Source organism: Lelliottia sp. SL45, from assembly GCF_026672535.1.
GTDB lineage: Bacteria > Pseudomonadota > Gammaproteobacteria > Enterobacterales > Enterobacteriaceae > Enterobacter > Enterobacter nimipressuralis.
In genome coordinates this window covers 96,288-120,892 of sequence record NZ_JAPPRH010000012.1, presented here as the reverse complement: position 1 = coordinate 120,892, position 24,605 = coordinate 96,288, and the positions used below count along the sequence as shown (strand labels likewise).

The following is a 24,605-nucleotide window of genomic DNA, read 5'->3' as shown; positions in this document are numbered from 1 at the left end:
AGATATAGCTTAAGGCCTTTAAATTTCTGGAAAGCATTTGAAAGTTTCATTGCGCTTGTCTGATATGAAACAGCCCCTGCATTTCTGCAAGGGCTGAAAGAGTGTGTACGGACTTTGGAAGGAGTGATGATATACGCCTGAGCCATCCCATCACCGCAGACAGGGTAATTAACCCTGACTAAAGCTTTCACCTATTCCGTCGCTCGCAAGCGGCTTTCGCACACTAACGAAGGTATGGGCCTTTCGTCGGTGTTAAATTTTTCAAACTTTGCTTACTTTGTCAAGGAAGATGACCGCAGTAGCAGGCACAACTACTTTAATCTGTATGAATAATAAGGTAGAACCGGCCAGTGAATGAATGCTTACCCTGAAATCAGGCGGACAACCTTCCGGAATATTGATAGCAAGACTGAATCTCTCGCTGCGGCGATAAACATTTCGCCATAACCCTGAACGAGAGTGGTTCATCCATCATATACAGGAGCGTTACATGCGCAAATTTAAGTACATAATCTGTCACCAGTGCGAAGGCCACGGGACCATGGAAAACCCGGCCTTTGAAAATGGATTCACCCAATCAGAAATGGCTGAGTGGGAGCCAGAAATGCGTGAAAAGTATTTTGCCGGAGCATTTGATGTTCGCTGTGACGTTTGTGCCGGTGACGGTAAGCTCAGCGTACCAAACGTAGCGGCTATGTCTTTTTCAGAACGACGGGTTCTGGCAGCACGGCGGCGTGATGAGCGTCTTCAGGCAGCTGATGAACGGCTGTCCCGCCAGGAACGAGCAATGGGGTACTGAGGTGCTACAGCAAAGATGAAAATGACGAAGCCAAAACCGGTAAGCCGGAAGAAAAGACCGTTTATTAGTGAGCTTGCAGAGCTGGGTTTATCGGGTGAAATTCTTTCAATTCGAACTGACGGCATGCAGGGGACGCTCATACCCGATCTTACCGCAGGGGTGAGTGAAGCAGGCCGTGTGAAAACCGGCAACTGGGTAATCTCTGACAAGAGAACCTTCGACCATGTCGTTTTGTGTGTTGAAAGACAAGATGAGAACCATGATGTGTTCGTAGGTAAATTCATCCAGTTACATGTAGCCGCTAATAAGAGCCTAAAGATCGTCGAAATGGGCGATGTGAAACTGGTGGCCATAACTAGCTCGATTCCTACCACTTTTAATGGGGGGGTTAGGAGATATAAAGGGGTTACGTATGTGTCACGTTCCCAAACAGCTCAAACCACTATCGACTTCCCGAAGCGTATCTACAAAGAGGGCCAGGAATGTACTTCTGTCACCAGTCCTGACCAAGGTCCTTTCGCCCGGGATGTTAGGTTGAATTGCTACGGGCGATGTGTTGTCACCGGCGTAAGGTCCCCTTGGCGTACTGAGGCCGCGCACTTAACGCCCCGTCATGAAGAAGGCATTCCCGACGTAACGAACGGAATTTTACTTCGCCGTGATATCCATACACTGTTCGACAATGACCATTGCGCCATAAACCCTGACACTATGAAAATTTACTTCAGCCGGGAGGCCCGGGAGTTGGATGATGATCTCCTGAAATGGCATGGGAATGAGATAGAGACGACACGCATGCAAGTTCCGGTTAACATCGAAAACCTTCGGATACGATGGCAAAAATTTAAGGCTAAGGATCGTCAGCGTAAATAAAGCCATAAGCTGAACCACGGCGAGGATTAGTCTTGTTCACTAAATGACAGCGAGAGATTAAATGCAAACCCAAAAAGAAATTACAGTTGGCCAGATCTGGGAAGAAGTGGATCCAAGACTGATCCGGAAAGTGCGAGTTGTTGAGGTGGCCTCGTTAGAAGGGCCCAAAGGCATCCTAATCGAAAACGTGGAGTCTGGTCGTAAGAACTGGGCGTCGTCATCCCGCTTTAATGGAAAGCGTGGAGGGTACCGTCTTATTTCCTGACGGTTTTGCCAATATGGGAAACTGAAGAGGTTGAAACCATCCCGGTGAGGGAGCGTATCTGGTGAAGAAGAGTCTTTAAAAAGGTTTTACGCGACCTGGGATAATAAACGGGAAAACGAGACCCAAAAAAAGAATACAGCGATGATAACGATAAGGAATGGTAAGGGCTTCAATATTTTGAGAAATGACCGGGCTTCCTTTGCATCTGCATTTCTAATCAAACTGTCCACATAGGGATCACAGCTCTTAGGTTCTGAATTTTTCATATTTTCTGTACCTGAAAATTGATTCCGTATGAGAAAAGGCCACCGAAGTGGCCTCTCTCAAAACTGGTGGCAAAAGTTAGATCAGGAAATCATCAAGACTTTTACCGGCTGCAATTTGTTCTGCCAGAGCTTTGGGGGTACGGCCCTGTCCAGTCCACGTTTTTGTTTCGCCATTTTCATCAGTAAATGAGTATTTGGCCGGGCGTGGTTCACGGCTTTTCTTGGTAGCCGTAGATTTGGCCTGGAATGAGCCCAGCAGCTCTTCCGGGTTGATACCATCTTCTTCCATTAACTTACGCAGGGCGTCAAGTTTCTCCTGACGAGCTTGCAGTTCGGCAGCTTTGGATGATTCTTCCTGACGACGCTCATCAACAATGACATTAAGCTTTTCGAGGATTTCCTCAAGTACTTCTAAAGGCAGCTCGCGGCCCTGGGCGCGAAGAGTACGAATATTGTTTAACGATTTGAGTGCTTCAGACATACGACCTCACTTTCTAATTCTTTGATAAGGATTTACTTAATCATAATACACTCTATAAGGAAAAAGATGCCAGCTTTATGTCTTCAGGTACAAAGATATCTTGCTAAGAATACTCCTTATCTTCCTTTTGCAGACTGATTCGTGCTTTCGATGTTGTTCATGAGTCTTAAAATCTGCTCACTGTTTAGGGTACTCATGCTGTAAATCATCAAGAAGGAAGCGCAGAACAATATAAGCAATCGGAAAAGGAAACCATGCCAGTGACAGTCCATATATGGCGGAGATAAACATAGGGTAATTTAACTCACTTACAAAATTCGCATCATTGTATTGTTGAATCGAAATGGCAGAAGCAAAAATCATAATTAAAGTAAGAAAAATCCACTCTAGCCATCTCTTTTTATAACAAGCATAAGCGAAAGCTGAAGGGTAAAAAATAAAGCAAAAAATCCCAGCTGCAATTACGTTCATAAAAGTTACTTTCCTGCTAGCGCCTTTATTTTTCGGATGCAGTATCATGAACAACTGCCATGACATTGATGATTGGCTTTCTTTTTCTGAAAAACCTTCCGCGTGGCAAAGTTTCTCCCGCTTTGAGACGATAAAGCCAGAAAACATAAGCCGGAGGAACATTGCTGTCAAAAATATCAGAACAAGTTTGAACTGAGATGCCTACTGTATTGTCTTTCCTCATCTCTTTAAAAGTGCCTTGCAACGCAGCGGATAACGTCATTTTTAAGAAACCTTTTTTCTGTTTGAACGGACAGACTTGACTTAGCTGGCTTGACTGTAATGCTTGCCACTAAAGATCCCTCGTTCTGAGGATGCAGGCACTACAAAGTTACCGTCAGGTCTAATCATACGAGTTTGGATGAAATTTTTGCCGGATTTGTTTTTTTCAACCTGGTACTCGATCTTCCATTCTTCTTTGACGGGACCGGATGACAAATGAACTAGAACCGGTACTTTTTTACGCGTTCTATCCAGAACAATACAATTTGATTTATCCGTATCAACGCTTCCCTGAAGAGTATTCAAAGAGCAATTATCATATCCCTCAACCGGAACTGCATTACCTTGGATATCAATTTTGAATCCTCCAGCTATTACAATTTCGGGTGCATTATCATTGAAAGTCTCGTCATAGGCTGCATCAACTACATCGCAGGCAGTAAGCGCAAGTGACGATGCGACAGTAAGACACAAGAAAGAGAATCTGTTTTTGAACATATTTAAGACCTTTTATAAACCTAAAAATACAGGAGAATTGTATCATTAACAGGCTAGTTCTAACGACTACCACTTTTAAGTATGTATTGAGCCAGTTTGATATTCAGGCACACCATATTGCACTCCAGGTCTTTCATCATTCTTGAAGAACTCTTAATTAAGTATTCTTCAAGTGGGCCAGCATATGCCCCTGATGTCACGATCGTTAGTTGCGTAAGAGGATGAGTCAAACTCTCGATGCCCTTCAGGATGTCATTCTGGACAGCAGCAATATAAACAGGCGAAGCCGCAATCAAATATTCATCATTCGGACTGGACTGCATTAACTGGCTTATAGTTGCGCAAAGGTTATGCTTTCCTAGTGATTTTGTGAGGGCTTTCCACCAGAGATCATGCCTGAATGGTACTTGATGAAATGTCGCCTCGTAAGAGGGCACCCGATCTCGACTATTTAAAAACCCCATCCCGGCAGAGATTATCCACAACTCCAGATTTCTGGTTGAGTTTAAAATTTCCTTTGCCGTAGACCAGTGATTACCTGAATACAAGGACAACGCCGGTACCGCCTGATTACTTCTGGCGTCGTTTACAATGTTACTCCAGGCATATGCTGCGTCGTCCGGAGTTTGTTTTGGATCTATGTCCAATGTCGGCCAGACGTGGCCCTGATGATTCTTGCCCTTTGTACAGGAAGTGATTAAGTGTACTGAGCGTTCAGAGATCATTATCTGCCTTACATACCCATAGAACAGCTTTCTAAGAACGGTGGGTTCGCCTGAAAATTACAAATCAGCCCCTTTCACGGCATCATTTTGATTCTTCCCATCTGCCCCCAGTAAGATGACCGGTTTTCTGCATGGCAGTGTTATTCCTAACAAACGCAATACAAAACCACGCCAGCCAGAGCAAATTTTTTCATTTGCTGCGTAAAGCCTATTGTTTTCTCTTTTAAGCTTCGCCCACTCGTTACAGAGGGTAACATCATCAAGCGCTGTTATATGCTTCGCCTCACCTTCGACGATAACGGTATGAATACCGTATGCTGTAAATCTCATTCTGTTTTCCAGAATCCAGTTGCGGTATTCGTTGAGTCCACCTTCGGAACCGGTAGCTCTGCGCCACATTTCGATTTGCTCGCGTGATGGGTCAAGTGTATTTGTCATTGAAGCCTCGTCTCAGCGATAACGCTTGTATTAGCCCGCTTTGATCATCATGTAATAACCATCTGTCTGGCGATTTGATTGTATCTTACTCATAGTGCCCTACCTATAGGTTAAAAAGGGGCATTTTCGCTTTATAGCGTGTTCAACAGCATCAATCCTCGCAAGAAAGGTTGGCTTATTAAGCCAGTCCATCATTTTCTGTATATCTCTCATCAATTTTTATATCCGGCCTGGAGTGCACCGTTCAAGCACACCGATCAGGCAGATAGTTACTAGTTAACTCTTTACTAGTGACTAAATTACATGGATATACGTGACAACGTCACGCCATTAAAGCTTATAAATGCCTGTTTTTTATACTATGGGATTTAATTAGGAGTAAATCCCACAGGTTTACATAAGGCTGACATTTAAAAACCTTAAAAATCAACCGGATAGAGAGGAGGGGCTCGCTGGAGGAACTCTTCACATTATTTGGCCGCCCGGGGTTATTGCTGGCATATCTGAAAGTGTTAAAATGTTAGTCATTAGTAAATAGTAAAGCCTTTACTAAATGCGTTTCTACGCTAATCCTATAGGTTTGAGAGGGTCTTACCTTTGCTCAAATTAATATCTTCTGACATACCAAAATGGAGTGTGAAATGACTCAAAACCAGGGTTCTGAGCCAGTACCGGTGAGCCGGACAGGGCAGCTCATCAGCGCCCGGGATATGGCCATGCAGAAATTCGAAGAAGGGATGCGGTTAATCTCGGAAGCGTCGGAACTATGCGGGCTCTCTCTCTTCGCCAGCAGAATTATGCAGCCAAACGCATTTGGTCTTCCGGCCTCACTGGATCGCACCATCGAGGAAGGGCGTAAGGAAATTGACCGTAAAACGTGGAAAAGGCTCTTTGAAGAAACGGGTATGGACCGGTACTGGAACCATAAACAAAAAGAAGCCTTTAACGAATCACTACGTTCAGATCCGCCCGTCGCTTCCCTGGAGATTGTTAAGGGAACATTACAGCATGCACTGGCTAACAGACGGGACACGCTTGCAGAAGGTTTCGTTGATGTTCTCAACAAGCTTGACCGAAGTTTCAAAAGCAATGCCCGGCAATATACAATGCCAAAAAAGCTTGTTCTTAGGGGGATTTTTCCTGGTGTGAACATGCTGAGGTACAACGGTTTCTCGCAGGACAATCACTTTTGTTTACGCGACTTTGAGAATATTGTATGCATCTGTTCTGATACTCCAACACCTGCAACCGGCGGTGGGCTGAGTATGGTCGACAGGCTGACGGCCTTCAGAAATACAGAATTCACAGGCGAGGTCTGCGATGAGAATGGCTGGCGGTGTCGCCTGTTTGAGAATGGAAACGTTCATATTTGCATCGACAGTATCTCGCTTCTGAATGCTCTGAACGATCTTATCAGCATATATTTTGCAAACCAGCTTCCGGCCGCAGGAAAAAAATGATGATCGAAAACGATAAAGAAAAAAGCCTGATCGATGCTACCCCGCCAGGGGTTCAAGATGACATCATCAGCGAATCCGCAGAAAACACAAAGGAACTGGGCCGTTCAAGGTACTCATCTATTGCGATGATCGATTACTTCAATGCAATCGAACGTCTGTGCGAAGAGAAAAAAATTAACCCGGAAAATATCGATCTGAGCTTCAAAGTTCACTGGCTCAGGAACGCTGTTGGCGGCTCGTTTGCAAGGTCACAGGAGATGTTCGGTAAGTACCAGGAGTATGTGAAGGAGGTTCCTGAAGAGGCCCGTTACCTGGACATACCCGACCCGGTAAAGGTTGCACTCGGCGACCTTATCTCGTTCATTACCTGGCACTACCGTATGAGCTATACCGAAATACAGAGTGACAGCGTTAAAAAAGCTGAAGCACGTAGCATGCAGCTGGAGCAGGAGGTGACGCAGCTGTTACAGCGGCTTGAGCAAAACGCTACCGATATGGATGAGCTGAAACTTGAGAATCAGGCGCTACAGGGACAATTAGAGATCCGGAACAGTACTGTTCTGGAGTTACAAACAAAGCTGACTGCTGCCGAAGCAGATCTCGAAACTTGCCATCGCCAGTTAGATAGTGCACGGCATGAATTAAGCCTCGCACAGCAGTCAAATGACTCACTCTCCCAGCAACTGGCTGAACGTAAAACAGAGATCGCTGGTCACCTTGAATATCAAAAAAAGCTGAACGAAGAGATCAACACGCAGCGTTCTGATAACGCCGGTCTTTCCAGACAATGCGACCAGTTAAGTCAGACTGTGTCAGATACAAAGGCAGAGAGGGACAGGTTTGAACAGGAATTGATTGCTGCACAGAACCTTTGTTCTGAGCTGAAAAGTACACTGTCCGGAATAGAGGGTGACCTGGTGGCGGTGAATGCCGAGCTTACTGAACTCCATAAGCTAAACGAGTCGCTGAGCGCCGACCTGAAAAAAGTAACTTTGGTTAGCCATGGCTATGAAGCGGAAATGGCTGAACAAAGCAATGAACTAAAAACGCTCCAGGCCAAAGTAATGAAGCTGGAAGCTACCCTGGAGGCGGAGAAAACAATCTCAGAATCCCTAAAAGGCACCATTGATACATTGACTGGTGCAATGGCAGGGGGAGGTACTGGAAAGTCAAAACAGCCGCGTAGCAGAAAAACATCATGATAAATGAAGCCAGGTTGATACACTTCTTTGCATCCCCTGGCGCATTAGAACTTCTGCGGACATTCAGCCCGTCCGCAGGAGTTTTCGTCCTTCAGTCAACAAATGCACTACCTTTTTGGAGTCTCCACTTTCCAGTGCAGAAAACACGTTACCAATTTTACCAACAGCTTGTATCTGAGTGATAACCCCAGTCTTGTAATCATCAAGGATCCCTGACAGGAAAGCGTTCAGTTTTGTCTGTTCGCTTAGCGAAAGCATGTAGGACATTTTTTCTCCATTTTAAGCAGGTGTGTCAGTTGAAAGAGGTTTGCGTGATTCTGGAAAATGAGGCAGCACCATAGTTTCAGATGCTGTGGTCGCATCCCAGTGCCACCATCCATAAGGCCCATATTCACGGTTGTAAAAATCCTTTTTGAGTTGCTTTCGTGCCAGATAAGCAGGGGTGGCCATACCAAATACTTCCATCGGGAACGGCTTATCGCTTTTGGTGTCGAGCAGGTAAAAGTCAGGGAACACCTCACTAATGCTCGCATCATAACGCATGGGCTTAACGTACTGCCGGTGCTCGGCATCCAGCTTTTCTGCAACAACCGCCTCATAGGAGGAGTCCAGAGGTATCCAGTTCTCGCTAACGTGCATCAGCACAATTTGATGAGCTCTTACAGAAGGCCCTCTGCCGGTTACCGCAGCTGGTGACGTCAACGCAAAGACAACAATTTTCGCTCCGGATTTCCATGCTGCGTACTCCGATGAAAATCGTTTCTTTACGCTGTCCCAATGGCCTTCAGAATTGAAAAAAATCAGCGGTAGCCCCCCAAAATTCCGCAGGGGTAAAAATTTAAGTGGCTTCTCATGCTTTTCAGCATCGTAGCGAGGTAAAACTGACAGGAGCATGAGACGTTTATCACTCATCGCCTGTGATGAAAGACGCTGAATCTGCGACTGAACGACAGGTTGTTTCGGGTCAGGTACACCAATGAATAAATGGTCACCTATGCAGGCTCTGCCGGTACGAATTTGTTTAGCGGTTTCATGCAGACGATACCGTACCAGCGAGTCGTTACGTTTCCCTGCCATTTTCGGGTACCAGACATTCAGACCAGACTCTGTCCACAAAAGACTAAGCAAGCCCAGGAGGGTCATTGAGGCCTGACCACCTTCTGGTCGCTGAACATGGGGCAGGGGAGGCACTTCTGATTTTTCAGGAGGATCTTTCTCTGTCATACCGATACCGAGCCTTACAGCCATATCCCCTTCGGTTGTAATACGGACCACACCACTCGCATATCCTTTCAGGCCGGTATGCCGGGCATCAAGGGAAAAGAATACGCAGGAAGGATCATGCTCAATGCCCGTGTTAGCGGCTTTGACGAGAATAAAGGCATCACCGTTCGGTAAAGCACGAACATAAAGTCGCTTTTCTCCTTTTCCACGACATCCGCAGGTAATGACTGATTTTTGACCTGAGGTGTGATGTGCCTTTTTAAGAGCCGACTGCCACCCTTTAGCAAATTCATCCTGCGTTTGAAAGTCAGGTGAATACCTTTTGACGTTTGGATCGTCGTCGTAAGCAATCATCACTGCGAATTTTTGGCTCATAATAATCTCCTAAACTGGAAGTTTAATATCCCAACCAGAGCAACACTTCCTGAGCGTCATACTGTTCCTTTACGCCCATGTCGCTAAAGAATTCTTCGAAATCTGTTTCAGGAACGCAATGCCTGGACAGTTCTTTTAAAGCGCGTTCTTTAGATACCGTCTTACCTTCAGCTGATTCGAAATACGTCATGGTTGACCTCAGACATTATTACAACAATCTTCAGCATTTAAATTGATAAATGAGTTTAGTTCAGCACACTTCATCGTATGACTGCCGCAATCGCAAGGAAGCAGCATATTCAATTCGTGACTTCAGCAATTTAGCGACGGCTGCAAAGACATCAACAATCACTGAGTTCCCAAACTGTCTGTAAGCCTGTGTATTGGACACAGGGATACGGAAAACACTTTCCCCGGGTTTATCGAAGCCCATAAGCCTGCTACATTCACGTGGCGTTAGCATGCGTGGCCGACGGTCCATGTTGTATGTGTTATGGAAATCAGTTTCTCCCAGCTCATGGGACCAGCCCCGATCAATAAGAATTTCAGATCCGTCTTTCATATAGCGGCTTGAGAGGGTTCTGGTGACACTATTAACATTGGAAGGATCTACTAGTCCAAAACCAAAACCATTGCCTTTTGCCGCATGTTTCTTTGCATAGTTGTATAAGTACTCCCAGAGTTTAGGGGAGAGGATGTACTTACTATCTACCGTCGGTTCCAGTAAATCGGAGAGAGAAGGGCGCTTGTCCGGATAAAAGTCTTTAATGTCTCTTAGAGAAAAACCGTCTTTCAGGCTCAGGTCGCGGCGAAAACCAATAAGGACGATACGTTCACGGTGCTGGGGTCGGAAATGACGGCCGTCGATGACTTTAGGATCATCCGCGCCCATGCTTTCGCTGTTTGCGACGTCGTAGCCAAGCTCTTCCAGCGTTTTCATGATGATGTTAAAAGTATTACCCTTATCGTGACTCTTCAGATTTTTAACATTTTCCAGAACAAAAATTGCAGGTTGTTTTGCCCGGATGATCCTGGCAACATCAAAGAAGAGCGTACCCTGAGTATCGCACTCGAAACCATGTTTGCGTCCCAAAGAGTTCTTTTTACTGACACCGGCAATGCTGAATGGCTGACACGGAAATCCCGCAAGAAGTACATCATGATCCGGGATAGAGGTATCGATAAATTTATATGCCTCTTCATCAGAAACCTCGGGCCTGTTGCTAAGAGTGATGTCACGGATGTCTGAATTGAAGCGGTGCTCGTTCTCATCGCAATACCAGTTCGCCCGGTAAGTACGGCTGGAATAAGTATTCCATTCGCTCGTGAAAAGACATTTACCACCGATGGCATCGAATCCGCTTCGCAGTCCACCTATACCTGCAAACAAATCGATAAAGCTAAAGTGCCTGTCCTCGTAATCAGCTGGTCGTGAAGGTATTAAAGACTGTAGATAACGTCCATCAGCGATACTCAGCTCACAATGTTCAGGTTTGCCTTTAACCTGAAGTTTAAGCGAGGCTCGGGACCAGTTACTGCCATTTTCATCATTTAAAACCTGAGCCAGATATTTCAGATCATAAATGGTCGAAGCTATTAACAAAGTTTTGTGGATAAGAGATTGAGCTTTATCCACATCATTCAGGTCTGTTTCATGCTCATGAGTATAATGCTTCATCCTAACTCTCTCAGGAATAATATCTTTGAGATAGATTAACACGCTTAATTTGGATTATTTTTTGGTTCAGGTTCTAAATCTTTTGTGATTTTTCTGCCTTTAAGATGCAAAAAGATATGTTTTAAGCCCGTCCATGAATTTATGACTTGTTAAAATAGTGCCTATGAATAGCCTTGTGTATACATGTCTGCACTCAACAAATTCAGGTGAAATGATGTGTTATCTAAAAAAGTTACTTTTGCCAATCATGATCGTTTTATTCCCTGCGGCGTCCTGGGGGAACTCAACAACTTTTGAGGCAAAGGTGGTTAAGATAGTTGACGGTGACACCATAACTGCGCTGGATGCTCAAAATACAACCATCAAAATACGGATGTATGGTATAGACGCTCCTGAATCCAAACAGGCTTTTGGGCAAAAAGCAAAGCAGGCCTTAACCACAGCTATTGCAACCAAAATCATTACCGTGAACGACCATGGTATAGATATGTATGGCCGAATGTTAGGGACCATTTGGTTAGATGGTTATGACATTAATGCTTCTATGGTGGACAGCGGATATGCGTGGGTATATCGGTTCGAAGATAACGCCATTGTCCCGAGCTACCTCAAGTATGAATCCGCAGCACGAAAAGATGCAAAGGGGTTATGGGCAGACCCCAACCCTGTCCCTCCGTGGCAATGGAGACAGTTAAACGAAAAGCCCAGAAAGGTTAAAGAGAAGAAATGACCATGATGAAAGAGGATCATCCGTTACTTCAGTTGGTACTCAACGATTCCGGTCGTCTTGCTATGCCTGTTTATGATAGAGACCAACAGTATTGCCCGACTTGCCTTGCAGAGGTACTGAAGAGTGAGGATGGAAGGTTGTCGCATGTCGGGCATGAAACTCAAATTAAATGTATTCCTTCTATTTCAGTAGTTGTGACAAAAGCAATAATAGAGATGTTAAGTGATGGAGAAAAAATTTATGTAAGTCCAATCCGAAACCGAGGACGAACTCTGGCACCATCAGTGATTTTTTCTCCTGACACACACACATTTAAGCCATTTATAAATACAGACTATCAGCCTGTAGGCGCAAACTGGAAAAGTGACAAGGGTTATAAACTAGGCCTTTTTTATCTCAAAGACCGAGCTAGCTCTATTAATAAAGAGGAATTTGATTTCATTGCTGTTATTGACCCAGATATATTTCTTAACGAATTTAATTCTTTATGGTTTGTAGATCAGAACGCACCAATGGAACAGTTGAAGCAAATCCTCCGATCAAAAAATAATTCTTCTGCATGGGTAAAATGGCCTGGTAAACTCGACTTAGCAAAGAAAACCAATTATAACGATAATTTCTGGTACGACAATCAATCTGATAGTGCGGAACTTAACTGCACTGTTTCCGTTGTAGGTATAGAAGGTAACAGTTCAGGTGAAACAATTTATAGATTACAAACTATGCTAAAGCATAAGTTTAATGAATATCAACTGGTTCGGTCTTTGGGTACTATTATGCTTCTTGATAATACCGGGAATATGGTCTCATCAAATCACCCGAATTTTGACATCATCTCAAGCGCATGTATAAGTGGAGTACGTGATTTTGTTCGCCAAAACCCATGGGTAGTTAGACAGACAACTCTTAACACTTAATTATCTTTAAAACAAAGTCCACTCCATTACTTAAAATGTTTTTCCCATAAGTCAGTTTTCGGACTTTTCACCACAACGACATGTAACAAAAAATGTAACTGTTACAGTGAGTTATCAGTACAAAAGCACACATCCGCACCAGACGGGGACCACACCAATTGCATTGATCTAAGTCAATGAAAGATCACATATGTAACATTCAACCATCAGGGCAGTTACTTATAGTTAATAGCCCTGCAAATGACGACATAAGCAGTTAACAAAACAACTTTTTCCCCAATACCTAGAGGTGCACTCTGTTACAAAACAGAGGAAAATTCTTAAGAAAATTCCAATTGCAGATCTTTGATCTGCAAAGTTGATCTATGTGAGCAATATGTTCTATCATCGCTTTGTAAAGATACCTTGTGGTAACTATCACCACTGTCCAACAAAGGGAATGATATGGCAGATTCCAGCTTCCAGAATGAAGTGCCAAAAGCACGTGTCAACATCCAACTTGACCTGCACACGGGTTCCGCCCAAAAGAAAGTCGAGTTGCCCTTAAAACTTCTCGCGTTGGGAGACTTCAGTAACGGCAAAGAAACCCTCCCGCTTTCTGAACGCAGTAAGTTAAATATTTCCAAAAACAACTTTAATAGCGTTCTGTCCGAGCTTAACCCAGAGGTCAGCATTGATGTTGCTAACACCCTGAGAGGTGATGGTTCTGAAGAAAATATCAAACTCAGCTTTTCTGAAATGAAAGATTTCGAGCCTGAAGCAATAGCAAAGCAAATTCCTCAACTTCGTGCCATGTTAGCCATGCGCAATCTCCTTAGAGACCTAAAGTCAAACCTCCTGGATAACGCCGAGTTCCGCAGATCTCTTGAAACCATACTGAAAGACCCGGCTCTGAGCGAAGAATTAAGACAAGAGCTGAATGCCCTTGCACCTGCCGAATAACAGCAAAATGTTTTTTTAATGGATTAACAGAGAGGATGCTGATGTCTGTGAATACTGAAACACAATCGGTGCAGGGGAACACTACTGTACTTGAGAATAACCCAGACAGCGTGTATGCCTCGCTGTTTGAAAAAATTAATCTGAATCCAGTTTCTCGCCTGGGTGACATTACTGAATATCAGGACGACAGCGTCATGGCCGATGCCTCGGCAGATGAGCGAGTGACCGCAGCCATTCAGGTTTTTATGCAGGTTATTTCAAAATCAGGCCAAAAAGTTGAGAAGCTTGATAAATCATTGCTTGATTCGCATATCGCAGAGCTTGATTATCAAATCAGTCGCCAGCTCGATGAAGTTATGCACCACCCGGAGTTTCAACGCGTAGAGTCACTCTGGCGCGGGCTTAAGCACACGGTTGATCGCACAGATTTCCGCCAGAATGTAAAAATAGAAATTCTTGATGTTTCTAAAGACGATCTACGTCAGGATTTTGAAGACGCTCCGGAGATTATCCAGAGTGGTCTTTATCACCATACTTATTCGATGGAATACGATCAACCTGGCGGAGAGCCTATCGCTGCAATCATTTCGTCGTATGAGTTCGATTCCTCCGCTCAGGATGTAGCGTTACTCCGTAATATATCAAAAGTTTCAGCAGCCGCTCATATGCCGTTTATTGGTTCTGTAGGACCTAAATTCTTCCATAAATCCAGCATGGAAGAAGTCGCGGCCATCAAAGACATCGGTAATTATTTCGACAGAGCTGAATATATCAAATGGAAAGCGTTCCGTGACTCTGAGGATTCCCGCTACATTGGGCTGACTATGCCACGTGTGTTGGGCCGTCTGCCGTATGGTCCGGATACCGTCCCGGTGCGCAGTTTCAATTATGTGGAGGAAGTGAAGGGACCTGATCACGAGAAGTATTTATGGACGAATGCATCCTTTGCTTTTGCTGCCAATATGGTGAAAAGTTTTATCAATAATGGCTGGTGCGTCCAGATTCGTGGCCCTCAGGCTGGCGGTGCAGTTCAGGATCTGCCTATCCATCTGTACGACCTCGGTACCGGTAATCAGGTAAAAATACCGTCCGAAGTGATGATACCGGAAACTCGTGAGTTTGAATTCTCGAATCTGGGATTCATTCCGCTAAGTTATTATAAAAACAGAGATTATTCCTGTTTCTTTAGTGCAAACTCCGCCCAGAAGCCTGCGTTGTACGACACTGCGGATGCGACCGCCAACAGCCGCATCAATGCCCGTCTGCCATACATCTTCCTGTTGTCACGTATTGCGCACTACCTGAAGCTCATCCAGCGTGAAAATATCGGTACCACCAAAGACCGTCGTCTGCTTGAGCTGGAGCTCAATACCTGGGTGAAAGGTCTGGTGACCGAGATGACCGATCCGGGCGATGATCTCCAGGCTTCACACCCGCTTCGCGATGCCAAAGTCATCGTTGAAGACATAGAGGATAACCCGGGTTTCTTCCGCGTGAAACTCTTTGCCGTCCCTCACTTCCAGGTTGAAGGCATGGACGTCAACCTGTCGCTGGTATCCCAGATGCCTAAAGCAAAAGCATAAGGCAGGGCAGGGATGAAAATTTATCGTCCACTGTGGAACGAGGGGGCTTTACTGTCCCCTCAACAGTTCCAGCAGCAGGCTGAATGGGAGTCTTTTCGCAGTGCCGGTGCATCAGCACTGGCATCCCCATTCCCCTGGGGCGTGGAAAAGATTGAGTTTAATGACAGTCTTCTGTCGTCCGGTCTGATTCAAATTACGCAGTTACGTCTCTGGCTGGAAGATGGTTCGCTGATTGACGCACAAAGGAGCGATCTGCCTCCGCCACCACGTGAGTTAGATGCCAGCCTGCTGGCAGGCCGTGATGCGGTAACCGTCGTTATAGCACTGCCTCACATGCAGCCAGGTGTTGCCAACGTTGAACAGGAAGGCGTCACTCCAGACCGTCCGCTCCGTTATCGTGAAGAATGGGTGACGTTGCAGGATGCCTTTGGCTCTGAAGAAGAATCCATGGCCGTTGCCCGGTTTAACTTCACTATCCGGTTTGCTCATGAAAGTAATGATTCCTGGAAAGTCTGCCCGGTAGCAAGGCTTATCCGGGATGGACAAAATGCGTGGCGACAGGATCCGTCTTTTATTCCTCCAGTGGCATCTTTTGGGGCAAGTCCGGTCCTTCGAGAACGTCTGGTGCTGCTCAATCGCCAGCTTCGTTCCCGACGCCAGCGACTGATGACAATGCGTCGTGAAAGTAACGAAAGACTCGCCGATTTTGCCGTCGCCGATGTATCCCTTTTCTGGTTGCTGAATGCGCTGAATTCCCACGCCAGGGTGCTGACGGAATACGAACGTTTTCCTTCCCGTCCACCAGAACAGGTGTGGGCAGAGCTCGCTCGTCTGGCAGGCAGTATGCTGACTTTTTCTCTGGACCATGATCTTGACGCCATACCGGGCTATGACCACGAAGAACCGGCCAACGCATTTCCTCCGCTGTTCGACCTGATAACGGGTTTGCTGGAAGCAAGTCTGCCATCCCGGGTCATTGCTCTGGAAATGTCCCGACCGGACGGACAGACCTGGAAGGCCAACCTCCACGATATCCGCCTGCGTGAAGAGGCTGACCTTTATCTCTCTGTGCGCTCGGATATCCCGGCATGGCAGGTCGCCGAGAAATTCCCTGCACTCTGTCAGGCGGGTTCACCTGATGATGTCCGCGAGATCTATGGTGCGGCACTCAAGGGGATCCCTTTGATCCCGGTGAGCAGAGTCCCGGCAGCATTGCCTGTACGCATGGAAAACCAGTACTTCGCCCTTGATATGGAAAGTCCCGCTGCACATGAAATGCAGGAGCAGGGGGTGTGTATGTTCTATGTGCCTGAGCTACTTGGCGCCCTTGAACTTGAACTGTTTGCGGTATTGCGCTCATGAGACAGGATATCGATATCGACCAGCTGATGGCGGAGACCTGGCTTACCGTCACCATGCTTAAAAAAGGTGCCGTCACGCTTGATGGCACTGCGCTTTACAACAAATGCGTTAAACAGGTTGAAACTGTACGGGAAGCGCTGGAGCGTGCCGGTTATGACGACGCCAGTGTGGAGCATATTTCCTACGCACAATGTGCCCTGCTGGACGAAACGGTGATGAGCCGTAAGTCTGAAAAAAGCGAGGAAGGAGAGGAGCCGAAAGTTGATGAAGGCCAGGTGGCCTGGCGTAAAGCGCCGCTTCAGGCACGTTTTTTTGGCTCACTTCGGGCTGGTGAAGCACTATGGGATCGCCTTGCAGAAGTTCTGCGTCAGCCCTCACCAAACCCAGCCGTTTTAACCTGCTATCACCGGGTGATAGCGCTGGGCTTTCAGGGGTTATACAGCCTGAGCGCGGTCAGCCAGTCGCAACGTGATGAGGTAATGAAAACCCTTTCTGAACGTGTTTCTCCGCCTGATGCAGACCTGTCTCTGGTTGTTCACCGGATGGGTAAACATCGCTGGAGTCTGATGCGCTCAGTCTGGTTCTGGATAGCGCTCGCCGTCATTCTTACGGGCGTTACCTGGTGGGGTGGCCATCTCTGGCTCCAGGCACTCTTGTCAGCACAAATACCGGAGCTGCATGGCTAATGCGTAGATCAGTCATCATTCCGGTAGTCCTGCACGCCCTGGCAGCCGTTGCCACGTTGTTATGGTTGCTGTGGTATTTCATCCCGACAGGCAACGTTTTTAACGGTCTGTCCACGCTGCTTATCCTCGTTCTGGCAGGCTGGTATGTTTTTAAAAACTGTCGGAGCGAAGAGCCCACATCTGACGTTACCCTCCTGGCCGCTGAACTGCCTTTACCCGACGCCCAGGGGCCCGTTGTACTGGTGTGTGGTGATATGCTGGACGCGTTATTTCAGGGGAGTCCTCTGCGTAAAACAGCCCAGGGATGGTGGCTGCGGGCGGGTGACGTCAACCAGTTAACTGACGTTGTCCGCAGTATCCAGACGCAGTTCCCGCGCCAGGTTGGGCAGCTTTCGGTGATGTACCGCTGCCTTCCAGACCATCATCAGGATGAAGCCGTTCTTCGTTCCGCACTGAAAACGCTGCGCCAGCAGTGTAAGCAGATTAAATCCCTGACGGGTTTCACACTGCCTGTTGTGTTGAGTGCAGAATTTTCCGGGCCAGAAACGCCCTGGATAATCGTTCGGGGTGATAAGCCGATTGTCTGTCCGGTAAATGATTCGCCGCAGGCTTTCATCGACTGGCAGCAGGCGGAAGACAATATCCTGGCACTGCCAGCAGTCAGCGAGGCATTTTCCTTTATCCGTAATACGCTGGCTGAAGAGCTGGAAAAGCCTGATCGGTTAACGCCTCCAGCACGAGCATTCTCTGTGGCAATGCGCCTCGGTACTGTACTTCCCGGTACAGAGTCAGTCTGGGCCGACTGGCTATATACCCGCACCTGTTTGCAGTTTTTCAGAAAACCCGGGCAGACAGCACCGGCAAGTTTGTTTCCGGATGCGGTTCTGCCACTTCTGGCACCTTTTGCATCAACTGTGCAGGGGGGCCAGCGTACCCGTCGCCTGATCCTGCTGATGTGGCTGTGTGCCCTGACCGCATTGGGTATTTCTGCGCTCAATAACCGAGACCTGATCCGTCAGGTGAGTACCGATTTACAGCGCTGGAATGCAATCCCGATGAACCACTATCGCCCTAAGGCAGAATCACTGGCCACCCTGAAGCAGGATGCGCTCCTGCTTGAACGCTGGCAGCGCCAGGGGGAGCCTTTGCGTTACAGCCTGGGCTATTACCCGGGCCAACGACTGTGGCTGGCCCTGCAACAGGCTATCGATACCTGGACGCCTCCACCAGCACCTGAACCAAAACCGGTACCGAAAATTGTTCGTCTCGACAGCATGTCGCTGTTTGATTCCGGTAAGTCCGTGCTGAAACCGGGCTCAACCAAAATGCTGGTCAACTCGCTGGTCGGAATCAAAGCCAGACCAGGCTGGCTCATCGTGGTCAGTGGCCACACAGACAATACGGGTAGCGTTCAGCTCAACCAGACCCTGTCTTTACAACGGGCTGAGGCCGTCCGTAACTGGATGCGTGATACCGGGGACGTACCGGAAAGTTGCTTTGCCGTGCAGGGTTACGGTGACAGCCGACCGATTGCATCAAACGACACGCCTGATGGCCGTGCGCATAACCGGCGTGTCGAGATCAGTCTGGTACCGCAGGCTGACGCCTGTCGTCTGCCAGGCGCTAAACACGCGTCACAGGATGTACGTGACGTTTCAACTCAAGAAATGGAGAAGTAAAACATGGCAATCCCAGTTTATCTGTGGCTGAAAGACGATGGCGGTGCTGACATCAAGGGTTCCGTAGATGTGAAAGATCGCGAAGGAAGCATCGAAGTTGTTGCTCAGGAACATAACCTGTACATCCCGACCGATAACAATACTGGCAAACTGACCGGCACCCGTATTCACACGCCGTTCCTGTTTACCAAAGAAATCGACTCTTCCAGCCCGTATCTCTACAAAGCCGTGACCACGGGCCAGACCCTGAAGTCTGCTGAATTTAAGTGGTACAAAATCAACGACGCAGGCCAGGAAGTTGAGTATTTCAACACCAAACTGGAAAACGTCAAACTGGTGAAAGTTGCACCAAAAATGCACGACATCAAGGATGCCTCCTTCGAGAAGCATAACCACCTTGAGCAAATCGAGCTGCGCTACGAAAAAATCACCTGGACCTACAAAGACGGCAACATCATTCATTCCGATTCCTGGAACGAACGCACCACAGCATAAGACTCTGGCGGGCAGATCCCTTCTGTCCGCCTTTTTGTTTTGCTCCGCACAGCGCCTGTCAGACGGACGCTTTGCAGAGCAGTCTCACAATTTATCGGCATGAACCTTATGGGCATCGGTTGACGGCCAGGGGCGGTAGCGTGCCTGAACAAGAGGGAACGACATGGAACATCATTCAGCAGTCCTGCTACGACGACTTAACCCTTATTGCGCCAGAGCACTGGAGGGGGCGGCTTCTTTATGTCAGACCCGTGCGCATGCAGAAATCACGCCTGAGCACTGGCTGCTGAAACTGCTGGAGCAGGGGGAAGGTGACCTGACCGTTCTTGCCCGACGCTATGAATGGGATATGGATGCCGTCTGGCAGTCACTTCTGAGCTGGCTGGATGCACAGCCTCGTTCAGTTCGCACACGCCCGGAGCTTTCTGCTTCCCTCCAGACCCTGCTGAAACAGGCCTGGCTTGCCGCCACGCTCGCGGGAGATGAGCAGATCCGCAGCATACATTTGCTTACGGCCATGGTTGAAACGTCAGGGTTGACACGCTGCGATGGCCTCTGGCCTTTAATGACGCTGACCACCAGCCAGCTGGAAAGGTTACGTCCTTTGCTGGAAGCCCAGTCGGATGAGCGGCATGACGTTGCGCTCAGTGAGCAGGCTGGCAATGTCAGCATTATTGGCCGGGCTGCGCCGTTACAGCATGAAGCACAAAATCAGGCTGAAGGCGGAAGTGCGCAGCCTGCCGTTTCACAGGAAGAGTCCGTTCTCAATCGTTTTACCGTTGATGTGACTGCCCGTGCCCGGGAAGGAAAGATTGACCCGGTCTTTGGTCGCGATAACGAAATCCGGCAGATGGTGGATATTCTCTCCCGACGTCGTAAGAACAACCCCATTCTGGTGGGTGAGCCAGGCGTCGGCAAAACGGCTCTGGTTGAAGGCCTGGCGCTACGTATTGCTGAGGGCAATGTGCCCGAAAGTCTTAAGCCTGTTATCGTCAGGACACTGGATCTGGGTTTGCTTCAGGCGGGTGCCGGTGTAAAGGGTGAGTTCGAACAGCGTCTGAAAAATATCATCGACGCCGTCCAGCATTCCCCGGTGCCGGTGCTGGTCTTTATCGATGAAGCTCACACCATCATCGGGGCTGGTAATCAGGCAGGCGGGGCAGATGCCGCCAACCTGCTGAAACCGGCGCTGGCTCGCGGCGAACTGCGCACCATTGCTGCCACCACCTGGAGTGAGTACAAGCAGTATTTCGAACGTGATGCCGCCCTTGAACGCCGCTTCCAGATGGTCAAGGTTGATGAGCCCGATGATGATACGGCCTGCCTGATGCTGCGCGGTCTTAAATCCCGCTATGCCGAACACCATGGTGTACATATTACCGGCGAGGCCGTACGCGCAGCGGTGACACTTTCCCGCCGATATCTGACCGGACGCCAGCTGCCTGATAAAGCAGTGGACTTACTGGATACCGCAGCGGCACGGGTACGGATGAGCCTGGACACGCTGCCTGAACAGCTCACCCGGTTGCAGGCCCAACTGACTGCGCTTGCTATGGAACAACAGGAGTTACTGGAAGATATTTCCCTGGGTAACACCGTTGATGCCAGCCGTCTGCCGCAGATCGAACAGCTCACACTGGAGCTCAATCAGCAGAAAGCTGCCCTTCAGTCACAATATGAGACCGAAAAGCAGCTTACCGACTCGCTGAAAGCCTGCCGGGAAGACATCAGCCGACAGAAGGAGATCTCCGCCTTCCAGCAGGAGCTCTCCCAGATTCAGAATAACAGCCCTTTACTGGGTCTGGATGTTGATGTCCGCACCGTTGCAACCGTTATCGCCGACTGGACAGGGGTTCCTCTCTCGTCGCTGATGAAGGATGAGCAGACCGAATTACTGACGCTGGAAGAGCAGCTGGCAACCCGTGTTGTCGGCCAACATCCTGCCCTGAATGCCATAGCCCAACGACTGCGAGCGTCAAAAACCGGCCTGACGCCGGAGAACGGGCCGCAGGGTGTGTTTTTACTGGTGGGGCCAAGCGGGGTGGGCAAAACAGAAACCGCGCTCGCACTTGCTGACGTTATGTATGGTGGTGAGAAATCGCTCATTACCATCAACCTGTCTGAATACCAGGAGCCACACACGGTCTCGCAGTTGAAAGGCTCCCCTCCGGGCTATGTAGGATATGGTCAGGGCGGCATTCTGACCGAAGCCGTTCGCAAGCGCCCGTACAGCGTGGTGCTGCTTGACGAGGTGGAAAAGGCACACCGGGATGTGATGAACCTGTTCTATCAGGTATTCGACCGGGGCTTTATGCGTGACGGAGAAGGGCGTGAAATCGACTTCCGCAATACCGTGATCCTGATGACGTCCAACCTGGGCAGTGATCAGTTGATGCAGCTGCTGGACGAGCAACCAGAAGCCACGGAGAGCGATCTGCATGAATTGTTACGTCCGATCCTTCGCGATCATTTCCAGCCAGCACTGCTGGCTCGCTTCCAGACGGTGATATACCGCCCACTGGCAATGGATGCCATGCGTACCATCGTCGACATGAAACTGGCACAGGTGAGCACGCGTCTGCAACGGCACTACGGGATCTCCACTCACATTGGCGAAAGCCTCATCGACACCCTGACGACTGCCTGTCTGCTGCCGGATACCGGTGCCCGTAACGTCGACAGTCTGCTTAACCAGCAGATCCTGCCGGTTCTGAGCCAACAGTTACTGGGCCATATGGCGGCAAAACAAAAGCCATCCTCGCTAAAACTGACCTGGGATGACGAACAGGGCATTGTGCTGGCATTTGACGAACAGGCAGAAGGAGAGGGGGCATGAGCGGAACACTTATCAGGAAGGCCACCGACGCGGTGCAACAGCTGTCAGGGCAGTCACGTTATCGGGTTGATGTGCATGAATGCAGCGATTTCCTTGATGTTCTGCGTTACAGCGCGGTTGAATCTCTTAGCCAGCCCTGGCGCTATGACGTGGCGGTAACCTGCTCCTCTAAGGATATCGCCTGTGACACGTTACTGCTGAAACCGGCGTCATTTACTTTCCAGACCCCGATGTTTGACGGAACACCGGCTCTGCCGGTCCGGACGGTTTATGGGGTGGTGGAGTCATTTCGCCGGATATCCACGTCCGGTGATGATACCCATTACGCACTGACTATTGTTCCCCGTATTGCTCTACTGGGCTATACGAAAGGGAGCGAGATCTACCTCAATCAGTCGGTTATTGAGGTGGTTGAACAGGTACTACGTAAACACGGGCTGGAAGGGCCTGATTTTGAGTTCCGGCTCTCCCGGGAATATCCATCCCGGGAACTCATAACCCAGTGGCGGGAAACCGATCTTGAGTTTATTCAACGCCTGCTGGCGGAGGTGGGGATTTACTGGCGCTATGAAATGGACAGCCGTCTTGAACAGGACGTCGTGATTTTCCAGGACAGCCAGGAGCAGTATGAATTTGGTGTCACCCTGCCATTGCGTAATCAGGCCGGGATGAGCGACAGCGGGCAGGAGAGCATCTGGGATATTCAGACCGCATACAATGTGGTGAGCGGAAGTGTGGCCACCCGTGACTACAACTACCGCGAAGCGCTGAAACCTCAGGACAGCACTGAAAGCATTTTTAGCAAAGAAGGGATCACCGCAGGAGAAACGTACCATTATGCGGAACCCTTCCTGACTGAAGGTGATACTGAAAGCACAGAGACCGGAGCATACTTCGCCCGTCTGCGTCACGAACGCATTCTGAATGCGCAATATCACGTCACCGGGCATTCCTCCAGCCCTCATCTGGCTCCGGGTCAGGTACTGGAAACGGACGGAACGCTTCCCGATGCCGTCAGGGAAGGCATCGTCATCACCACGGTGCGCACCAGCGGTTCGCGCAAAAGTAGCTTTACGCTGACGTTTGAGGGTATCCCCTACAGTGAAACCGTCTGTTATCGTCCGGCACTGCTCAATCGTCCGGTGATATCCGGCTCGCTGCCTGCCCGGGTGGAAAGCACACAGAAAGGCGACACCTATTCCTGGCTCGACCCGGACGGGCGATACCGGGTAAAACTGGACTTCGACCGCAGCAGTACTGAACAGGGTTATGCCTATTTGTGGCTGCGACTGGCTAAACCCTATGCCGGTGATACGTACGGATTCCACTCCCCGCTTCTTGACGGAACTGAAGTGGCCGTCGTCTTCGACGGCGGAGACCCGGATCGTCCCTACATCGCTTATGCCCTGCATGATTCAGAACATCCAGACCATGTCACCAGTGACAATCATACGCGGAACGTGTGGCGTACCCCGGCGAACAATAAGCTGCGGATGGAGGATAAGCGCCAGGAAGAGCATATCAAGCTCGCAACGGAATACGGCAAAACGCAGCTGAACCTGGGACACCTGGTCAACAGCCAGCGTGAAAAGCGCGGGGCTGGTTTTGAACTGCGAACGGATGAGCATGGCGCAGTACGTGCGGCAAAAGGGCTGTTCCTGACGGCTGATGCCCAGGCCAAAGCCCAGGGACCGGTACTGGAAATGGCGCCAGCCATCAATCAGATTAACCAGGCCAACAGCCAGATGCAGGCCCTGAACAGCGCCGCTGAAGCCGCCGGAGCCCTGGTCTCTGACATCAATACCCAGATAAACTTTGTGACCGACAAAATCAAAGACCTCCAGTCTTCGGTCCTGCTGGGTAGCGCTCCGCAGGGGGTGGCATTTACCTCAGGTGAACATCTTCAGCTCAGCAGCACCCGCAATACCATGATCAATGCCGGTCAACATCTTGATATCGGTGCGATGAAAAATCTTTCTGTAACGGTAGAAAAAGCCCTGGGTATGTTTGTGCATAAAGACGGGGCGAAGCTGGTCGCGAACCAGGGAGACATCGAGATTCAGGCTCAGCACAACACGATGGCCCTATTTTCTGAAAAGCAGCTGACGGTGACCAGTAGTGAAGACGAAATAATTATCAGCACCCCGGAAACGCTTACGCTGAACGGTGGCGGATCTTACCTGAGGCTGAGTAAGAACGGCATTGAGCATGGTTCATCAGGTGAGTTCATTATGAAGACGTCTGACTATCTGGTACCAGGATCGGGCGCAAATCTCCCCAACGAAACACCCAATTTCAGCCTGACGGACATCACTCAGGAAAACAAAATCAGCAGCAAGTCATTTAACGACTGACAGGG

The 24,605-nt window shown here is 48.7% G+C and carries 24 protein-coding genes; 14 read left to right on the top strand and 10 right to left on the bottom strand.

What is annotated here, in order from left to right:
* Positions 1–490: 490 nt before the first annotated feature.
* Together OVA10_RS24540 and OVA10_RS24535 are read left to right on the top strand one after the other, a co-directional pair.
* Complete coding sequence (locus OVA10_RS24540) at positions 491–799, top strand: hypothetical protein (RefSeq protein ID WP_001224686.1); 309 nt, start codon at positions 491–493, stop codon at positions 797–799.
* A 15-nt stretch (positions 800–814) separates the two neighbouring features.
* Entirely contained in the window at positions 815–1,672 is an 858-nt protein-coding gene (locus OVA10_RS24535; protein ID WP_268197126.1) for an HNH endonuclease signature motif containing protein, read from the top strand.
* 607 nt (positions 1,673–2,279) lie between these two features.
* Here OVA10_RS24535 and OVA10_RS24530 read toward each other — a convergent pair.
* The 6 genes from OVA10_RS24530 to OVA10_RS24505 form a co-directional block, all read right to left on the bottom strand.
* Positions 2,280–2,684 carry an H-NS family histone-like protein gene (locus OVA10_RS24530; protein ID WP_001287391.1) on the bottom strand — a complete coding sequence of 135 codons (405 nt, stop codon included), beginning with the start codon at positions 2,682–2,684 and terminating at the stop codon, positions 2,280–2,282.
* 177 nt (positions 2,685–2,861) lie between these two features.
* Positions 2,862–3,155: a hypothetical protein gene (locus OVA10_RS24525; protein WP_139569868.1), complete on the bottom strand. Its 294-nt coding sequence runs from the start codon at positions 3,153–3,155 to the stop codon at positions 2,862–2,864.
* 25 nt (positions 3,156–3,180) lie between these two features.
* Positions 3,181–3,417: a hypothetical protein gene (locus OVA10_RS24520; RefSeq protein WP_024143026.1), complete on the bottom strand. Its 237-nt coding sequence runs from the start codon at positions 3,415–3,417 to the stop codon at positions 3,181–3,183.
* A 41-nt stretch (positions 3,418–3,458) separates the two neighbouring features.
* The gene (locus OVA10_RS24515) at positions 3,459–3,914 is read right to left on the bottom strand and encodes a hypothetical protein (RefSeq protein ID WP_268197125.1); all 456 of its coding nucleotides are present in this window, start codon (positions 3,912–3,914) and stop codon (positions 3,459–3,461) included.
* A gap of 59 nt (positions 3,915–3,973) precedes the next feature.
* Positions 3,974–4,639 (bottom strand): hypothetical protein, encoded by a 666-nt coding sequence (locus tag OVA10_RS24510; protein WP_268197124.1) that lies wholly within the window; start codon positions 4,637–4,639, stop codon positions 3,974–3,976.
* Between the two features lie 57 nt (positions 4,640–4,696).
* The gene (locus OVA10_RS24505) at positions 4,697–5,077 is read right to left on the bottom strand and encodes a hypothetical protein (RefSeq protein ID WP_109728065.1); all 381 of its coding nucleotides are present in this window, start codon (positions 5,075–5,077) and stop codon (positions 4,697–4,699) included.
* Between the two features lie 641 nt (positions 5,078–5,718).
* Between OVA10_RS24505 and OVA10_RS24500 the strand changes: the two genes are divergently transcribed.
* Both OVA10_RS24500 and OVA10_RS24495 read left to right on the top strand, forming a co-directional pair.
* Positions 5,719–6,537 (top strand): DUF4942 domain-containing protein, encoded by an 819-nt coding sequence (locus OVA10_RS24500; RefSeq protein ID WP_109728067.1) that lies wholly within the window; start codon positions 5,719–5,721, stop codon positions 6,535–6,537.
* Positions 6,534–7,739 (top strand): ATP/GTP-binding protein, encoded by a 1,206-nt coding sequence (locus OVA10_RS24495; protein ID WP_109728069.1) that lies wholly within the window; start codon positions 6,534–6,536, stop codon positions 7,737–7,739. The genes OVA10_RS24500 and OVA10_RS24495 overlap by 4 nt, the downstream gene beginning before the upstream one ends.
* A gap of 63 nt (positions 7,740–7,802) precedes the next feature.
* Here the strand turns inward: OVA10_RS24495 and OVA10_RS24490 are convergent, their stop codons facing one another.
* The 4 genes from OVA10_RS24490 to OVA10_RS24475 are packed head-to-tail and all read right to left on the bottom strand — an operon-like array spanning position 7,803 to position 11,016.
* Complete coding sequence (locus OVA10_RS24490; protein ID WP_000121164.1) at positions 7,803–8,006, bottom strand: hypothetical protein; 204 nt, start codon at positions 8,004–8,006, stop codon at positions 7,803–7,805.
* A gap of 12 nt (positions 8,007–8,018) precedes the next feature.
* Positions 8,019–9,338 (bottom strand): DUF1173 family protein, encoded by a 1,320-nt coding sequence (locus OVA10_RS24485; RefSeq protein ID WP_109728070.1) that lies wholly within the window; start codon positions 9,336–9,338, stop codon positions 8,019–8,021.
* Between the two features lie 22 nt (positions 9,339–9,360).
* Entirely contained in the window at positions 9,361–9,528 is a 168-nt protein-coding gene (locus tag OVA10_RS24480) for a hypothetical protein (protein ID WP_176690631.1), read from the bottom strand.
* Positions 9,529–9,588: 60 nt separating this feature from the next.
* Entirely contained in the window at positions 9,589–11,016 is a 1,428-nt protein-coding gene (locus OVA10_RS24475) for a DNA cytosine methyltransferase (protein ID WP_109728072.1), read from the bottom strand.
* A 214-nt stretch (positions 11,017–11,230) separates the two neighbouring features.
* Here OVA10_RS24475 and OVA10_RS24470 point away from each other — a divergent pair, with 214 nt between their 5' ends.
* The 10 genes from OVA10_RS24470 to OVA10_RS24425 all read left to right on the top strand — a co-directional run bounded on the left by OVA10_RS24470 (position 11,231) and on the right by OVA10_RS24425 (position 24,600).
* Entirely contained in the window at positions 11,231–11,746 is a 516-nt protein-coding gene (locus OVA10_RS24470) for a thermonuclease family protein (protein WP_109728074.1), read from the top strand.
* A 2-nt stretch (positions 11,747–11,748) separates the two neighbouring features.
* The gene (locus OVA10_RS24465) at positions 11,749–12,663 is read left to right on the top strand and encodes a hypothetical protein (protein WP_109728381.1); all 915 of its coding nucleotides are present in this window, start codon (positions 11,749–11,751) and stop codon (positions 12,661–12,663) included.
* A gap of 444 nt (positions 12,664–13,107) precedes the next feature.
* Positions 13,108–13,605 carry a type VI secretion system contractile sheath small subunit gene (gene tssB, locus OVA10_RS24460; RefSeq protein WP_047748139.1) on the top strand — a complete coding sequence of 166 codons (498 nt, stop codon included), beginning with the start codon at positions 13,108–13,110 and terminating at the stop codon, positions 13,603–13,605.
* A gap of 35 nt (positions 13,606–13,640) precedes the next feature.
* The gene (gene tssC, locus OVA10_RS24455; RefSeq protein ID WP_180344331.1) at positions 13,641–15,188 is read left to right on the top strand and encodes a type VI secretion system contractile sheath large subunit; all 1,548 of its coding nucleotides are present in this window, start codon (positions 13,641–13,643) and stop codon (positions 15,186–15,188) included.
* A gap of 12 nt (positions 15,189–15,200) precedes the next feature.
* Positions 15,201–16,550: a type VI secretion system baseplate subunit TssK gene (gene tssK, locus OVA10_RS24450; RefSeq protein ID WP_109728076.1), complete on the top strand. Its 1,350-nt coding sequence runs from the start codon at positions 15,201–15,203 to the stop codon at positions 16,548–16,550.
* Positions 16,547–17,236: a type VI secretion system protein TssL, short form gene (gene tssL / locus OVA10_RS24445; protein ID WP_109728079.1), complete on the top strand. Its 690-nt coding sequence runs from the start codon at positions 16,547–16,549 to the stop codon at positions 17,234–17,236. The genes tssK and tssL overlap by 4 nt, the downstream gene beginning before the upstream one ends.
* Complete coding sequence (locus OVA10_RS24440) at positions 17,236–18,915, top strand: OmpA family protein (RefSeq protein WP_109728081.1); 1,680 nt, start codon at positions 17,236–17,238, stop codon at positions 18,913–18,915. The genes tssL and OVA10_RS24440 overlap by 1 nt, the downstream gene beginning before the upstream one ends.
* Before the next feature lie 3 nt (positions 18,916–18,918).
* Positions 18,919–19,410, top strand: a complete 492-nt coding sequence (locus tag OVA10_RS24435) for an Hcp family type VI secretion system effector (RefSeq protein WP_021241774.1) — start codon at positions 18,919–18,921, stop codon at positions 19,408–19,410.
* A gap of 163 nt (positions 19,411–19,573) precedes the next feature.
* The gene (gene tssH / locus OVA10_RS24430; protein WP_268197120.1) at positions 19,574–22,246 is read left to right on the top strand and encodes a type VI secretion system ATPase TssH; all 2,673 of its coding nucleotides are present in this window, start codon (positions 19,574–19,576) and stop codon (positions 22,244–22,246) included.
* On the top strand, positions 22,243–24,600 hold the full coding sequence (locus OVA10_RS24425; RefSeq protein ID WP_268197119.1) for a type VI secretion system Vgr family protein: 2,358 nt from the start codon (positions 22,243–22,245) through the stop codon (positions 24,598–24,600). The genes tssH and OVA10_RS24425 overlap by 4 nt, the downstream gene beginning before the upstream one ends.
* Positions 24,601–24,605 lie beyond the last annotated feature (5 nt).

What these genes read in the sequence shown, in the direction of transcription:
- tssL (WP_109728079.1), top strand. Translation starts at nt 16,547, where the DNA reads ATGAGACAGGATATCGATATCGACCAGCTGATGGCGGAGACCTGGCTT.
- OVA10_RS24530 (WP_001287391.1), bottom strand. Translation starts at nt 2,684, where the DNA reads ATGTCTGAAGCACTCAAATCGTTAAACAATATTCGTACTCTTCGCGCC.
- OVA10_RS24505 (WP_109728065.1), bottom strand. Translation starts at nt 5,077, where the DNA reads ATGACAAATACACTTGACCCATCACGCGAGCAAATCGAAATGTGGCGC.
- tssC (WP_180344331.1), top strand. Translation starts at nt 13,641, where the DNA reads ATGCTGATGTCTGTGAATACTGAAACACAATCGGTGCAGGGGAACACT.
- OVA10_RS24515 (WP_268197125.1), bottom strand. Translation starts at nt 3,914, where the DNA reads ATGTTCAAAAACAGATTCTCTTTCTTGTGTCTTACTGTCGCATCGTCA.
- OVA10_RS24465 (WP_109728381.1), top strand. Translation starts at nt 11,749, where the DNA reads ATGATGAAAGAGGATCATCCGTTACTTCAGTTGGTACTCAACGATTCC.
- OVA10_RS24540 (WP_001224686.1), top strand. Translation starts at nt 491, where the DNA reads ATGCGCAAATTTAAGTACATAATCTGTCACCAGTGCGAAGGCCACGGG.
- tssK (WP_109728076.1), top strand. Translation starts at nt 15,201, where the DNA reads ATGAAAATTTATCGTCCACTGTGGAACGAGGGGGCTTTACTGTCCCCT.
- OVA10_RS24470 (WP_109728074.1), top strand. Translation starts at nt 11,231, where the DNA reads ATGTGTTATCTAAAAAAGTTACTTTTGCCAATCATGATCGTTTTATTC.
- OVA10_RS24520 (WP_024143026.1), bottom strand. Translation starts at nt 3,417, where the DNA reads ATGACGTTATCCGCTGCGTTGCAAGGCACTTTTAAAGAGATGAGGAAA.
- OVA10_RS24490 (WP_000121164.1), bottom strand. Translation starts at nt 8,006, where the DNA reads ATGTCCTACATGCTTTCGCTAAGCGAACAGACAAAACTGAACGCTTTC.
- OVA10_RS24435 (WP_021241774.1), top strand. Translation starts at nt 18,919, where the DNA reads ATGGCAATCCCAGTTTATCTGTGGCTGAAAGACGATGGCGGTGCTGAC.
- tssB (WP_047748139.1), top strand. Translation starts at nt 13,108, where the DNA reads ATGGCAGATTCCAGCTTCCAGAATGAAGTGCCAAAAGCACGTGTCAAC.
- OVA10_RS24495 (WP_109728069.1), top strand. Translation starts at nt 6,534, where the DNA reads ATGATGATCGAAAACGATAAAGAAAAAAGCCTGATCGATGCTACCCCG.
- tssH (WP_268197120.1), top strand. Translation starts at nt 19,574, where the DNA reads ATGGAACATCATTCAGCAGTCCTGCTACGACGACTTAACCCTTATTGC.
- OVA10_RS24475 (WP_109728072.1), bottom strand. Translation starts at nt 11,016, where the DNA reads ATGAAGCATTATACTCATGAGCATGAAACAGACCTGAATGATGTGGAT.
- OVA10_RS24485 (WP_109728070.1), bottom strand. Translation starts at nt 9,338, where the DNA reads ATGAGCCAAAAATTCGCAGTGATGATTGCTTACGACGACGATCCAAAC.
- OVA10_RS24535 (WP_268197126.1), top strand. Translation starts at nt 815, where the DNA reads ATGAAAATGACGAAGCCAAAACCGGTAAGCCGGAAGAAAAGACCGTTT.
- OVA10_RS24510 (WP_268197124.1), bottom strand. Translation starts at nt 4,639, where the DNA reads ATGATCTCTGAACGCTCAGTACACTTAATCACTTCCTGTACAAAGGGC.
- OVA10_RS24480 (WP_176690631.1), bottom strand. Translation starts at nt 9,528, where the DNA reads ATGACGTATTTCGAATCAGCTGAAGGTAAGACGGTATCTAAAGAACGC.
- OVA10_RS24500 (WP_109728067.1), top strand. Translation starts at nt 5,719, where the DNA reads ATGACTCAAAACCAGGGTTCTGAGCCAGTACCGGTGAGCCGGACAGGG.
- OVA10_RS24425 (WP_268197119.1), top strand. Translation starts at nt 22,243, where the DNA reads ATGAGCGGAACACTTATCAGGAAGGCCACCGACGCGGTGCAACAGCTG.
- OVA10_RS24525 (WP_139569868.1), bottom strand. Translation starts at nt 3,155, where the DNA reads ATGAACGTAATTGCAGCTGGGATTTTTTGCTTTATTTTTTACCCTTCA.
- OVA10_RS24440 (WP_109728081.1), top strand. Translation starts at nt 17,236, where the DNA reads ATGCGTAGATCAGTCATCATTCCGGTAGTCCTGCACGCCCTGGCAGCC.